The organism is Enterococcus sp. DIV0970a, from assembly GCF_051711265.1.
Classification (GTDB): Bacteria; Bacillota; Bacilli; order Lactobacillales; family Enterococcaceae; genus Enterococcus_D; species Enterococcus_D casseliflavus.
Genome location: NZ_JBIOMF010000003.1, coordinates 39,946 through 52,811 on the forward strand (window position 1 = coordinate 39,946; position 12,866 = coordinate 52,811).

At 39.6% G+C, this 12,866-nt stretch carries 10 protein-coding genes and 2 pseudogenes; 3 read left to right on the top strand and 9 right to left on the bottom strand.

Translation table 11 applies throughout. From position 1 onward, the window contains the following. Positions 1 to 32: 32 nt before the first annotated feature. The 7 genes and pseudogenes from tnpA to IGK14_RS17050 all read right to left on the bottom strand — a co-directional run. Positions 33 to 280, bottom strand: a pseudogene (tnpA, locus tag IGK14_RS17020) (IS200/IS605 family transposase); the annotation flags it as partial. 253 nt (positions 281 to 533) lie between these two features. Then, positions 534 to 2,717: an alpha-galactosidase gene (locus IGK14_RS17025; protein ID WP_325833186.1), complete on the bottom strand. Its 2,184-nt coding sequence runs from the start codon at positions 2,715 to 2,717 to the stop codon at positions 534 to 536. A 23-nt stretch (positions 2,718 to 2,740) separates the two neighbouring features. Beyond that, positions 2,741 to 3,565 carry a carbohydrate ABC transporter permease gene (locus tag IGK14_RS17030; RefSeq protein ID WP_096741247.1) on the bottom strand — a complete coding sequence of 275 codons (825 nt, stop codon included), beginning with the start codon at positions 3,563 to 3,565 and terminating at the stop codon, positions 2,741 to 2,743. Positions 3,566 to 3,633: 68 nt separating this feature from the next. Next, positions 3,634 to 4,485, bottom strand: coding sequence for an aldo/keto reductase (locus IGK14_RS17035; protein ID WP_438712748.1), 852 nt, complete (start codon positions 4,483 to 4,485; stop codon positions 3,634 to 3,636). 29 nt (positions 4,486 to 4,514) lie between these two features. Next, positions 4,515 to 5,387, bottom strand: a complete 873-nt coding sequence (locus tag IGK14_RS17040; RefSeq protein ID WP_216387729.1) for a carbohydrate ABC transporter permease — start codon at positions 5,385 to 5,387, stop codon at positions 4,515 to 4,517. Between the two features lie 131 nt (positions 5,388 to 5,518). After that, complete coding sequence (locus IGK14_RS17045; RefSeq protein ID WP_325833187.1) at positions 5,519 to 6,769, bottom strand: extracellular solute-binding protein; 1,251 nt, start codon at positions 6,767 to 6,769, stop codon at positions 5,519 to 5,521. A 352-nt stretch (positions 6,770 to 7,121) separates the two neighbouring features. Next, positions 7,122 to 8,153, bottom strand: a complete 1,032-nt coding sequence (locus IGK14_RS17050; RefSeq protein WP_325833188.1) for a LacI family DNA-binding transcriptional regulator — start codon at positions 8,151 to 8,153, stop codon at positions 7,122 to 7,124. 174 nt (positions 8,154 to 8,327) lie between these two features. Between IGK14_RS17050 and IGK14_RS17055 the strand changes: the two genes are divergently transcribed. The 3 genes and pseudogenes from IGK14_RS17055 to IGK14_RS17065 all read left to right on the top strand — a co-directional run bounded on the left by IGK14_RS17055 (position 8,328) and on the right by IGK14_RS17065 (position 10,713). Continuing rightward, on the top strand, positions 8,328 to 8,846 hold the full coding sequence (locus IGK14_RS17055) for a DUF3737 family protein (protein ID WP_428216668.1): 519 nt from the start codon (positions 8,328 to 8,330) through the stop codon (positions 8,844 to 8,846). Continuing rightward, positions 8,834 to 9,496 carry an HAD-IA family hydrolase gene (locus IGK14_RS17060; RefSeq protein ID WP_438712745.1) on the top strand — a complete coding sequence of 221 codons (663 nt, stop codon included), beginning with the start codon at positions 8,834 to 8,836 and terminating at the stop codon, positions 9,494 to 9,496. Before IGK14_RS17055 ends, IGK14_RS17060 begins: the two co-directional genes overlap by 13 nt. A gap of 224 nt (positions 9,497 to 9,720) precedes the next feature. Next, positions 9,721 to 10,713 (top strand): annotated as a pseudogene (locus IGK14_RS17065) (IS30 family transposase). 213 nt (positions 10,714 to 10,926) lie between these two features. Here the strand turns inward: IGK14_RS17065 and IGK14_RS17070 are convergent. Further along, positions 10,927 to 11,523 (bottom strand): PBECR4 domain-containing protein, encoded by a 597-nt coding sequence (locus IGK14_RS17070; RefSeq protein WP_142960517.1) that lies wholly within the window; start codon positions 11,521 to 11,523, stop codon positions 10,927 to 10,929. Between the two features lie 216 nt (positions 11,524 to 11,739). Next, positions 11,740 to 12,866: AAA family ATPase (locus IGK14_RS17075; RefSeq protein WP_142960516.1), on the bottom strand; the 1,127-nt coding region annotated here is incomplete at its 5' end.

Sequence of the window (12,866 nt, forward strand, 5' to 3'; positions counted from 1 at the left end):
ATCATAGATACCGTAAGGGATTTTATTCTTTATTTAAAACTTTGCAACAGAACCGATATACTCATTTTAGGCGGCACCCGAACTAGCATATGAATATAGTCTGGCATTGCACGTGCTTCGATGATTTCCACATCTTTCATTTCACGTAACTTCCTTAGTATTTTTCCAATGTCTTTTAATCATTGTCCATAAATGACTTCCGTCTATACTTTGGTGTAAAGACAATGTGATACTTACAATTCCAACGAGTATGCGCTAAACTTTTATCGTCATTTGACATGAAAAAAATCCTTTCGATACGATGAGCGGTTGGTAGCAACTCACTAGTATATCGAAAGGAGTTTTTTATCGCTAAAGTTACTTCACCCACGCGTAGGAACGCGCGGTTTTCTTGTTTCGCACGCTTTACGCACGAAACTGACTAAAGTCATTAATAAAAAGAAATTTCACGGACATCCATGAAGAGTGTTCGTCAAATCTTTTTTTAGTGCGTAGAGGCGATTTTGTCCCAGCCTCTTTTTCTCAACGTAGCTTTAGTCTTGAAGCTTTTTCAAATAAAAACGTTGCGATACATAATCCCCAGTTAATTCAGGGTCAATATAAAAACCGATATTCATCAGCTCATCACCATAATAGATATCATCATTGAACTGATAGGACCCCTTAGGATCCAAATCGGCCAGTTTCAAATTAAATAAAGGATAAGAAGCTTCAGCCAGCACGCGGAAATAAAAAACTAGCGCCTCGCTTTGATCAGGGGCGGTCACCATCCACGCCACATCGTTACTTTCAAAAGGACTCACTAGGCGGGTGAATTTCCCAAATTGCAACAAGTGACGGTATTTTTTATACTCGGCCACTTGCAGCTTAATGGCTTCTTTTTCAGCTAGAGACAAGGCAGTCAAGTCTAGCTCGTAACCAAAAATTCCGGCAAATGCCGTATCGCCGCGGGTCTCAAGACTTGTGATTCGTCCTGTTTGATGGTTAGGCACGGCTGAGACATGGGCTCCCATAGTGGATAGCGGATAAGCCAGGCTCGTCCCATATTGAATCTTCAAACGCGCGACGGCATCGGTATTGTCACTGGTCCAAGTTTGTGGCATATAATGCAGCATCCCCGCATCAAAACGGCCACCACCACCTGAGCAACTTTCAAACAAAATATCCGGAAATTCTGTGATCATTTTTTCCAAGAAGTCATATAACCCCAGCATGTAGCGGTGACTGACTTCTCCTTGTTGTTCTGGTGCCAATAAAGTAGAGTAGATTTCAGTCATATTACGATTCATATCCCATTTGACATAATCGATATTGACAGTCTTAAAAATCTGGCGCATTTGTCCATAGATATAATCTCGAACATCTTGTCTGGAAAAATCTAAGACATATTGGTTACGACCAAGAGAGCGGCCTCGCTGAGGGACTTGCAAGATCCAATCAGGATGGGCTCTAAAGAGATCACTATCTTCTGAGACCATCTCCGGCTCAAACCACAGCCCAAACTGCAACCCTCTTTGGTGGGCTTCATCAGAGATCCGCTTCAATCCTCCTGTGATCTTGCCTTCATTTTCATACCAATCCCCTAGAGAGGTGAAGTCACTTTCTCGGGCGCCAAACCAGCCATCATCGAGAACGAACATCTCAATCCCCAGATCAGCTGCTTCATCTAATAAAGCCAACAGTTTTTCCGAATCAAAATCAAAATAGGTCGCTTCCCAGTTGTTGACTAAAGTGGGCCGTTCTTGCTGTTGATACTTCCCTCTTACCAAATGTTGATTGATAAAATGATGGAAAGACTGGGACATCTGGTTCAAACCGTTGGCGGCATAAGTCATCATGACTTCTGGTGTTTCAAAAGTCTCTGTTGGCGCCAGCTGCCAAGTAAAGTTAAAGGGATTGATCCCCATCATGATGCGCGTTTGCTGATAAGGGTCCACTTGTACGGTGGTGCGGTGATTGCCGCTATAGATCAAGCAATAACCATAGGCATCCCCGGCAAATTCTGTCGTATTTGGCGCAACTAAGACGGCAAAAGGATTTTGTTGGTGAGAGCTAGATCCTCTTTTACTGTCAATACTCTTGATGCCAGTATGCAAAGCTTCTCGGGTGATTTGTCTTTCCCGTGCCCAAGTACCATTCAATTGGATCAGTTCAAGGGACTGTTGCGGGAAATCCATCGACATGCTAGCCAAATGATCAATCGCCACCACTTGAGACCCCCGATTTTCCACTGCGGTGGAACGCACTAGAACATCACTATCTGGAAACAAGCTATAGCTCAGCGTCAGACGCAGGGCAGCGACTTCATCCACCAAATGGATCTTTAATGTCTGGGCACCATTTGCAGCATAGGTGGCAGGCAGTCCCTTTAGTGAAGGTTTACTATCTAAGATCTCATAAGACTCATAGCGAAAATCGGTTTCCCGACTGCCATTGGTATGTTTGAAATTATAAGCCGGTTCCCGAAAATCGCCATAACCATAGCCAGGATACTCCATCAGTAACGTATCGATGGAAAACAGCCGGTCAGGATGTTGTGGTGGGTTAGGAGAAAAGGAACGGTCAGTTCGTGGATAAGCTAAAAGACCGTGGTAATTGCTGATCGCCTTGCCATAATAAAGATGGGACAGATAACCATATTCCTCGACTTGGATCAAATAGCTAAAGCGCTCATTGCTTAGATGGAAAACTTTGTGGGTAGCATCGTATTGAATCATGGGAAAAATCCTTTCTTTCACGTTTATTTAACAGATCCGCTGGTCATACCGGAAATGATATTCTTCTGGAAGATCAGGTACACGATCAAGATCACTACGATCCCCACCACATAAGAAGCAAAAGATGGGCCGTAATCGCTGAAATATTGACCTTGATAATTGTATTGGAACAAAGGCAATGTCCAGTTGGAAGAATCTTTGTTCAAGATCAACAACGGCAACAAGAAGTCATTCCACAACCATAGGGCATTGATGATCAAGGTGGTGGCATGCATTGGTTTCATCAATGGAAAAGCGATCTGGAAATACATCCTTAATTTGCTACAACCATCGATCTCGGCCGCTTCATCCAGTTCCACAGGGATCGCTTGTTTGATATACCCTACATATAAGAACAATGTTTGCGGGACGGAATAAGCCAGATACAAAATGATCAAACCGCCGATATTTGACAGTCCTAATTTAGTCATCATGGAAGTGATCGGGATCATGATCACTTGGAAAGGAACGAAGATCCCCAAGATCAAGAATGAATACATCAAGGCAAAGGCTTTTTTACGGGAAATATTACGGGCGATGGCAAAAGCCGCCATCGGCACAAAGATCGTGATCAATACGATCGTCACTACTGAAATAGTAGCTGAATTGAAGAAATAATGACCGATACCATCTGAAACCAACCGTTGATAATTATCCGTGGAAAAAGGATTCGGTAAGCCAAAGAAATTATTGGTGATCTGAGAGGTCTCTTTAAAAGAACTGACAACGGTCAAATATAAAGGAACCAAGATCAAGATAAAACCTAAGATCAAGAAGAGATAATTTAAGGGACTACTTTTTGTTTTCATGGTAAACCTCCTATATTTTGCAGCCTGCTTATCAGCTGATCCTTTCAATGAAAGATCCTGATAGTTGTTTAGAAGTCGGTGGTATCCGGATCTTCGGCCTTGCCTACGACACCACCTAAGCTGTCGATGATCTGCATATCTTCGGCGCTGAGTTGGAAATCAAAGACTTCCGTATTTTCCTTGATCCGACTAGGGGTGATCGATTTGGGTAATGGTAAAAAGCCATGTTGCAAGGACCATCTCAACACCACTTGCGCGATGGTCTTGTGATACTTGTCAGCTAATGCCATGATCTCTGGCACTTGGAAGATCCGCCCAGTCCCCAGTGGGGAATAAGCCTCTAATAAAATCTGCTGGTCTTGACAATAGGCGACCTCTGCCGGTTGTAACTCCCCAGGCGCTAAAAACATCTGGTTGACCATCGGCTTGATCTCTGCTGTCTGCAGCAACGCTTCCAGATGATGTTGCCGAAAATTCGATACCCCGATAGCGCGGGCTTTCCCTGCTCGATATAAGGCTTCTAAACCCCGCCACGTCTCCTTATTAGCTTGTTGCCAATGGTCACGGAATTCTGGTGGATTCGGCCAATGGATCAATAATAGATCCACATAGTCGGTGGCCAATTTTTCCAGAGATTCTTCAAAACTAGCCAGTGCTTTATCATAGGTATGTTGATCGTTCCAAATCTTAGTCGTGACAAACAATTCTTTTCGTGAAACGCCACTTTGCTGGATCGCCCCGCCGATACTAGTTTCATTTTCATAGACTTGGGCGGTATCGATATGCCGATAGCCGATCTCTATGGCGGTTTTGACAGCCTTGATGGTGGCTTCACTATCGGGAGCCTGCCCCGTTCCTAAACCTAAAACTGGGATCTTGACACCATTTGCTAAGGTATAAGTCGCAGTCAAATCTTTCATTTCTATCATTAGGAAGTTCCTCCTATCTACTATGCTTCAAAGCGTTTTGATGTTTTGATCTGGATCAATGAGATCACCGCCACTGCCAAGAATAACAAGACAGCGATGGCATTGGCATAACCGTATTGGTTACTCTTGAAGGCATAATTGTAGACCAATAGCCCCATCGTGGTGGTCTTATCACTAGGACCGCCACCAGTCAGTGCGTAGATCAAATCAAAAGCCGTCAAACCAGCTTTTAGTGCCATGATAAAAACCATACTCAAGGAAGGGATCAAATAAGGGATCTCTATCTTCAAGAATTTTTGCCAATTGTTGGCCCCATCCATCGCAGCTGCCTCTAAGATCTCACTGGGGATACTTTGAAGACCGGATAAGAAGATCACAATGGGCATTGCCACCCCTTGCCATAATGCGACAAACAAAACACCCCAAAAGACAGTCTTTTCATCGGCGATCAGATTGCTTTGCAACCAGCTGATCCCCAGTTTTTCTCCTAGTTGAGGAAGACCATAGTTGAAAATCTGTTTAAAGATCAACCCTAGGGTCACGGTACTCAAAACTGCTGGGAAGAAATAGGCTGTGCGAAAGAAGCCCACGCCTTTTAATTTTTTATTCAAGAAACGGGCAATAACGATCCCCAGTACGATCTCACCAACAATAAGTCCTAATGTGAAAATAATGGTGAAGCCCACTGATTTGGCAAATTTCTGATCGGCAAAGACCGCTGTAAAGTTTTTCAAGCCGATAAAGTTGTAGTTCGAGGTCAAACCAGTCCAGTCCGTCAAGCTATAGAAAAACCCTTGGATCATGGGGATATAAAAGAAGATCAGTTGTAACACGATGGGCACTAAGACGAAGAGATAGGCCCAGGTCAAGTTGTGACGTTTTTTAATATTCATGATTTACCTCCAATTAGAAAGGGCACGTAAGCTCGACGTGAAGCAAAAATTTGTCGAGGTCTCTTATCGTGCCCACAATGTTTATTTACTTCGTTGCGATTGTAGATACGACCGGAATATCATAGAGACGATCATTTCTTCATCGTGTCGAAGAAATTATTCAGATTGTCCGCTAATTGCTGCTTGTCTTGTGAATTGACATATTCAACAGTCATATGGTGGAAGGTTTCTTCAGAAGTCCATTCTTTTTGCAACCAAACGATTTGGCGATCAGTAAAGACATATTGCGTAATCCCTTGGGTCTCTGGGAACTTGCCTTCCTGATCCACGGCAGTTACAGAAGTTGGGGCACCATCTTTGTCATAGTATTTTTGCATCGCTTCTTTGGTGGTCATATATTCCACGAATTTCTCAGCTGCTTCTTTATGTTTTGACTTCGCAGAGATGGACAAGGCTAAATCGGCTGCCCCCACGGTCATTTCTTCACCGTCTTTCAAACCAGGGTAAGCAAATGAAGCGATCTTGAATTCTGGTTTTTGGTTTTGGATCGCTGGTAACGCCCAGATACCATTAGGGAAGATCAGTGCGTTGCCCTTTGCAAAAGCCGCGATGGCATCGTCATAAGTAGCCCCGTTGGCATTTTTTTGGCCGTTCCCATGAAGAAGATCCAATTCTTTGGTGACTTCTTGGAAATCGGGATTGCTGGTCTTGATGGCGCCTTTAGGACTATGCACCAACGCATTGTTGGCACCCTCAAAGCCACCATCTACTGTTGCCCAAGCTAATTGGTGGTAACCGTTCAATGTCCAAGCATCCGCTTGGGTCAATGATAAGGCGAAAGGTGTCTCCCCTTTTGCTTTGATATCTGCGACGAGTTTTTCAAATTCAGCCCAAGTTTTTGGTGGTTGTAAGCCTAATTCGTCAAACTTATCTTGGTTGAAGAAGAAGCCCCAGGCGTTACTCGTCAATGGCACGTTATAGACTTTATCATTGATGGCGTAAGTCTCAGCCGCCCCTTCTTTTAGATTTTTCAGATAGTCTTTGCCAGTTAGATCTTCCCAGATACCTGCTTTGGCCCATTCTTGAAAATCAGCATTTTGTGGAAAAACATTCACCACATCCGGTGTGTCATCGCTGGAGATCCGCGTCTTCAAGACCGTTCCTGCATCAGGTACATTGGTGAATTTGACTTTGATATCAGGATTGGCTTTTTCAAAATCATTGATGATTTCTTGCAAAGTCGGCTGCATTTCCTTTTTCTGGCTGAAAAACTCGATCTCAGTTTTGCCACTGGCTGTGTCTTTCCCTCCGCCACAGGCCGCCAAAACCAATAGGCTCACTCCGGAAACTGCCGCTGTAATCCATTTTCTTTTTCCCTTCATAATTACCCCTCCCAAATAGTATGCGCTTTCTTTTCTACACTTTCATCATAATGTTCACTAAATGTTTTGTCAACTGTTTATTACAAAAAAATCGATTTGTTTATTTATTTGTTTTCGATGGATTTTACTTTTGTTACGTAACTATTGTTACGTGTAATTGAAACTAGTTCGACTTCACCTTCCCTTCAGTAAATTTCCGAAGAGCATCCCAATCAAGCAAAAAAAACTTGAAAAATCTACAAAGAAACCACTTCAAAAGTGAAGTGGTTCATCATTTGTTCGGTTTTTGTGACATCGCCAAACGAGATTGTTATAGCAGTCCTTCCTAACTCTTTTCGTGTCCGTTTTTTTATCAAGGGACCGCTGTTTCACTATCCCGCAGAATAATCTCATTGGATAAGGTGACCTGAACGGCTACTTCCCGCTGACCTTGGATCCGTTCCATAGCAAGGCGCACCGCGATCTTTCCCAGCTCTTCTGTTTCAATATTGACCGTGCTCAAAGGCGGGGTGAGATATTCCGACATCTCGATATTATCAAAGCTCACCACCGAGACATCATCTGGCACGCGGTAACCATGCTTTTGCAAACCGCGATAGACTCCCACGGCAATAGGGTCACTGGCCACCATCACAGCAGTAGGCATCTTTTCCTGATTTTCTCTGATCAACTTTTCAGTGACCTTCAAACCCTCGATTGTACTCCAATCACCTAAATAGACTTTCATTTCAGCCTGTAAGTCATGGGCCAACATCCACTGTTGGTAGGCCAAATGTCGCACATCGTTGTTTTCTTTCATCTCTTGACCAGCTTCATCTGTGATGGTCCGCTGCGCACCGATAAAAAAAATTCGGCGGTGACCTTTACCATATAAGCGATCCAGTTGACGGGCCGTCGCACCAGGAAAATCGGTGGCGACTGTGTCGGCCCCGATTTCTAACAATTCAGGACGTGAATCATCCACCACCACCACATGAGGATTGACCTCCCTGATTTTACGGATTACTGCCACCGGTACTTGGCCGATCACCAAGATTGCGGCGCTAGAGCGCAGGTCTTGATAGTCTAAAGTCTGCTCTCCCAAGCGGATCACTTTTTTTGTGGCGATCTTACTCAACTCAGACTGTTGCTGGATTCCGATCCGAATCGAGCGAAAATACGGATCTTCCAACTCTTTGATTTCGGAAACAGTCGTAATCAAGCTCAATACGTGTTTACTCTTGGTCACCCGTTCTTTTTTCTCATAATTAAAATAGGCTACTGCTTCTAAAATTCGCTCTTTGGTTTCTTTGGTGACAGATAGAGTCTTATCCTCATTCAAGACTCTAGACACAGTCGCTGCTGAAACACCCGCCCGCTTTGCCACAGTTCTAATTCCAACCATTTTTCTCACCTCAAGTATGTATTCATGTACACTATAACTGTTTTAAGTTAACAATGCAATGTTTACCTACAGAATTACCGATCTCTGTGGCTACAGAAAAGCAAACAACAATCGCACTAAATTAATTCGCGTCATCTTTTCAAGTGCTAGCATTAATCACAGCGAGAATAGTCAATGTGGCGAGCTCGCCTACTAGAACCGCATCAGTATTCCCGAAACGAAATAATCAAGCCATGTTATATTTACCTTATTTCATCTGTCGTAACAAGTGATGGAGACAAAAATATCATCATTAAAAATTCAAAATTGTTATCAAAAGACGCCTTCTGGAATTGTGAAGATGTTACTGTCTATGATTCAACGATCATCGCCGAATATCTTGGTTGGAATAGTAAGAATTTGCGTTTCGTGAACTGTTATATAGAAAGGGAACAAGGTATGTGTCACATCGAATATCTAGTAATCGATGGCGCTAAAATCATCAATACCGATTTAGTTTTTGAGTACTCCACAGTGGACATCAATGTCACATCAGCAATCAGTAATGTTAAGAACACGTATTCAGGTTCTATTAGCGCTAGTGAGATCAAAGAGCTAATTTTGGAACAACCCAACAAGAAAAAGCTGAAGTTACTAGTAAAATCCTTGGTTTTGATGTTCGTTTTCCAACAGAGCATGAAATGGAACTTCTGAGAATAGATAAATGTGATCCAGTATATGAGATTCAGCGAGTTCGTTATGTAGATGGGCAGGCTAAAAGCATTGAAAATTCTGTTATGCCACTGAATCTGGTTCATGGTTTGAATGAAGAAATCTTGCGCGTTTCAGTATATAATCATATAAGAAGTGAGTTAGGACTTACGATTAGCGCCTCACAGAGAATAATCATTGCATCTAAAGCTGATAAGCTATATGCATGTTGGTCCGAAAATGTTAAACAATACTCTCATCTTGCGACTTTGTTTCCCAAAGTGGAAGAATCATTGACTAAGTTAAAAGAAAATGAGATACAAATTGGGATCGTTACATCCAAAACAAATGAAGAAATGGAAAATGAATTTGAACATTTTGGTTTAAGTAAACTTTTTGATATTTCAGTAACTGCCTCTGATACAACGAAACATAAACCTAATCCTGAACCAATTCTATATGCATTAAATAAATTAGGAAGTTTACCCGGAGAATCAATTTACATAGGTGATTCAATCTATGATATGCATAGCTCACAATCAGCTGGAGCTAAATTTGCTTTAGCAAAGTGGGGAGCAAAAGAAAATCCACTATTCTCAAGTGCAGATATTAGTTTAGAAACTCCTCTAGAAATATTACAACACTTAAAATAGATCAGCTTACTAGCTTACTAAAGAAATTATGTTATTTCATTAACGGTTAACATAAGTGGGGATTATTTAAAGTAATTGTCGTAGCAAGGATTTAAAGTATCTAAATTGTGAAATGAGATTGGTCTACTCACAAAGGTATTGTCACTAAGCAATTTTTGAGTAGTATTCTTTGTGATTTCTGAGTAGCGTAGTTTACTAAACTTGTTTTTTTAGGAGGGTTTTAAATGTCGTATAACCATTTATCGTCTGAAGAACGTGGGCAGATTGAAGCATATGTAAGTGAAGGGGTTTCTCAAGCTGAGATAGCTCGTCGCTTAGATAGGCATAGATCTACGATCTCTAGAGAAATCAAACGTGGTACTGAACAAAGAAAGAAGAATAGTCTCGCTAGTTTACCGTATCAAGCAACAAGTGCGGGTAACCTAGCACGTATTCGCAAGAAAAATTGTGGAACAACAACTAAGGCTACCATACACAACACAAAAACGATCATGAAGTATCTTAATATGAAATATTCGCCAGAGCAGATCGCTAATGCCGTTCGTAGCGTAAAGGTTTGTACATCAACTATTTATGGTTGGATTTATAAAAAAATTGTTCCTTTCGACATAAAAAAATTACGTAACCGTGGAAAACGTTACCAAATAAAAAATACGAGTAACCGATTAAAACATCCAGATCGAGCTTTTTTTGAGGGACGTACGTTGAGTAACAGGCCTGAAGAGGTACAATTACGAACGGAGTTCTGTCATTGGGAAGCTGATACTGTCGTCTCTAGACAAGGTGTCTCAGCGTGCCTAGCGACGTTTATCGAACGTAAAACGAGGCATTATATAGCGATTAAGATCCCAAATAAAACAGGTAGATCAATGATGTCAGCAATTAAATGTTTAGTCGAAATGTATCCAAATGGTGTGAAAACAATCACATGTGATCGTGGAAGCGAATTTGTTAATCAGTTCGAAATTGGACTTATTGAAGATACTTTTGATTGCAAAATCTATTATGCTAATCCGTACGCACCACATGAACGCGGTTCTAACTAAAATCATAATGGATTACTACGAGAATATTTTCCAAAACCATCTAACTTTAAAAATATTTCTCAACATAAAATCAATCAGGCCGTTCAAAGTATGAATTTACGACCAAGAAAACTTTTCAAATGGAAATCACCGCAATTTAAATTTGATTTAGAGTATTCGAAAATTTCTTAGAAACAATTAAAATGATTTTACATCGTTATAAAAAGAAAAAAACGAACAATAAGCTATATATCAAAAACGGAACATGATATAATAGACCAAATCACGAATGATTGTTATATGGTCTTATTTAGTTGTTGCGCTTAATCCTAACATTCGCCAAAAATATATAACTTCGCATAATATATCTTATGTAAACTAAAAATATTAAAGAGTGAACCTAAATCACTCTTTGTAAGCAGGGTTTTTATACCACACTTCTTCTTCTTCGGAAATTTTATTTATTGCTTTTGCTTGGAGTAATGTGTACTTGATTTGTCCTGATCCATAGTCAACATTTTTCTTGAAATTTGAAACACATACATAATTAGCAGGCTTTGCTCTATATTCTTCCAAAAATAGATATCCGGAATCAGTTGTATTATAAGTAAATTCAAGAAGATATGTCCATCGAATTTTACTATTAGGAATCATTAGCTTTCTAAATTTAAAAACACTATTTATATTGAAAAATAGGTTTTTTAAAGATAAAAGTATTGATATTCTGTCTTGTATTAAAGTATAGAAAGAGGAGGCCTCTAAATCTCTTAAGCATATTTCTCTTTCAAGTATTTTTGAAAAAACTATGCTCGCATTTTGCTTATAGACTTGTACTATGTCAGTTAATTTGTGTAAACCAGCCAGATGATGAAAATCACTATCTTCAAAAATAATTGTAAATACTTCTGCCTGGCCTTTTCTTCCTATTGTAATCTCAATTTTATAGGATTTAATTTCTTCAAAAATTTTAGCTGCTTGGTACAATATATCATTATTTTCCATTGATTTTTCCTTACAAAAAAAGAGATTTCTTTCGAAATCTCTAAAAGTCAAAGTATGAGTGTTTTAACTGCTGGTTTGAGGTGTACACACACAACCCTATTAAAGCTCAAATCTCCAGTGCATGCCAGCGCACCAATGATTATCACAGCTAAAGTAGATACTCAAGTTATCTACACTATTATATTCTCATCTTTGCTCTATTTTGTCAAATATTTCTTATGAATTGTCACTAATTATTCGTTTAAATAAAGTAAGGTTTAAATCCTGTTTTATCAAATTATCAATATGTCTAAAGTTCTTTAGCTGATTTCCATAAGAAAGATATTTATCCAACAAGTCTTCTTTATTTCCCAAAAACTTTATTTCTTTTTCAGTTAGTAATTTCCATCTATTTTCAAAAATTCGTTCTATTAATATTTGTTTACTAATTAGAGTTAAATCATTATAAAAAATAATATCATCAAAGCGAAAATAAATAGGATCACCCAGTGCCGATCTTATCTCATTTTCATTTCTGTAATTCGATGTACATATAATAATACTGTTATGCATTTCAACTAAATAGTTTGAGTCTTCAAATACTCCTTCATCGAAAAGCTGATAGAATGCGGTTAGGATCTCAGGATGTGCTTTGTCGAACTCGTCAAAAAGTACTATGTTAGTTTCTCTTTGAATTAAATCTTTTGCTAGGCTTGGTTCATCATGGCTACTGCCAAAGGTATAGCTAAATGATTGATTTGATTTTGACATAGACATTTGTTTCCTAACTAATCCTCCCCCCATAACATTTGATATGATTTTAGCAGTTTCAGTTTTACCTACCCCTGATGCACCATACAACATAAGAACAATAGGTTTTGATTTTTTATTCTTTGTTAACGAATACATATTAGCCATCACTCTATCTAATGCACTATCTTGACCTACAATATTATTTCGTAAATATCTATTAATCTTTTTCAAATTATTTACATTAATATTTTTATACCTAAATAAAATTTCTTCGTAATCAATATTTCTCTTATAATTGGATCTTATCATATGCAAAACATTTTTAGGTGGGTTTTGCAGAAAGATCCCATCTGAATAATCAAATAAAAGATCCAATATATTTTTAAAATTTTGTACAGCGCCCGTCTTAATAGATGAGTATGCGTTTGTTTCAGCCACGACGATTTCCGAAGAAAGATAATCTTCAACTTTAGTGTAGTCAAACTCTTTAAGAATATTTACGGTAAGTGAGTCAGTAAATCGAATATAATGCTCTAAAGGAATATAGTTCTCAGGAATTTGCTTTTGGAAAAATGTATTGGGTCCAAAAATAATTTTAATTTTAGCCATGT

Bases quoted from the DNA above. Each gene is read 5' to 3' on its own strand.
- IGK14_RS17025 (WP_325833186.1), bottom strand. From the start codon at position 2,717: ATGATTCAATACGATGCTACCCACAAAGTTTTCCATCTAAGCAATGAG.
- IGK14_RS17030 (WP_096741247.1), bottom strand. From the start codon at position 3,565: ATGAAAACAAAAAGTAGTCCCTTAAATTATCTCTTCTTGATCTTAGGT.
- IGK14_RS17035 (WP_438712748.1), bottom strand. From the start codon at position 4,485: ATGAAAGATTTGACTGCGACTTATACCTTAGCAAATGGTGTCAAGATC.
- IGK14_RS17040 (WP_216387729.1), bottom strand. From the start codon at position 5,387: ATGAATATTAAAAAACGTCACAACTTGACCTGGGCCTATCTCTTCGTC.
- IGK14_RS17045 (WP_325833187.1), bottom strand. From the start codon at position 6,769: ATGAAGGGAAAAAGAAAATGGATTACAGCGGCAGTTTCCGGAGTGAGC.
- IGK14_RS17050 (WP_325833188.1), bottom strand. From the start codon at position 8,153: ATGGTTGGAATTAGAACTGTGGCAAAGCGGGCGGGTGTTTCAGCAGCG.
- IGK14_RS17055 (WP_428216668.1), top strand. From the start codon at position 8,328: ATGTGGCGAGCTCGCCTACTAGAACCGCATCAGTATTCCCGAAACGAA.
- IGK14_RS17060 (WP_438712745.1), top strand. From the start codon at position 8,834: ATGGAACTTCTGAGAATAGATAAATGTGATCCAGTATATGAGATTCAG.
- IGK14_RS17070 (WP_142960517.1), bottom strand. From the start codon at position 11,523: ATGGAAAATAATGATATATTGTACCAAGCAGCTAAAATTTTTGAAGAA.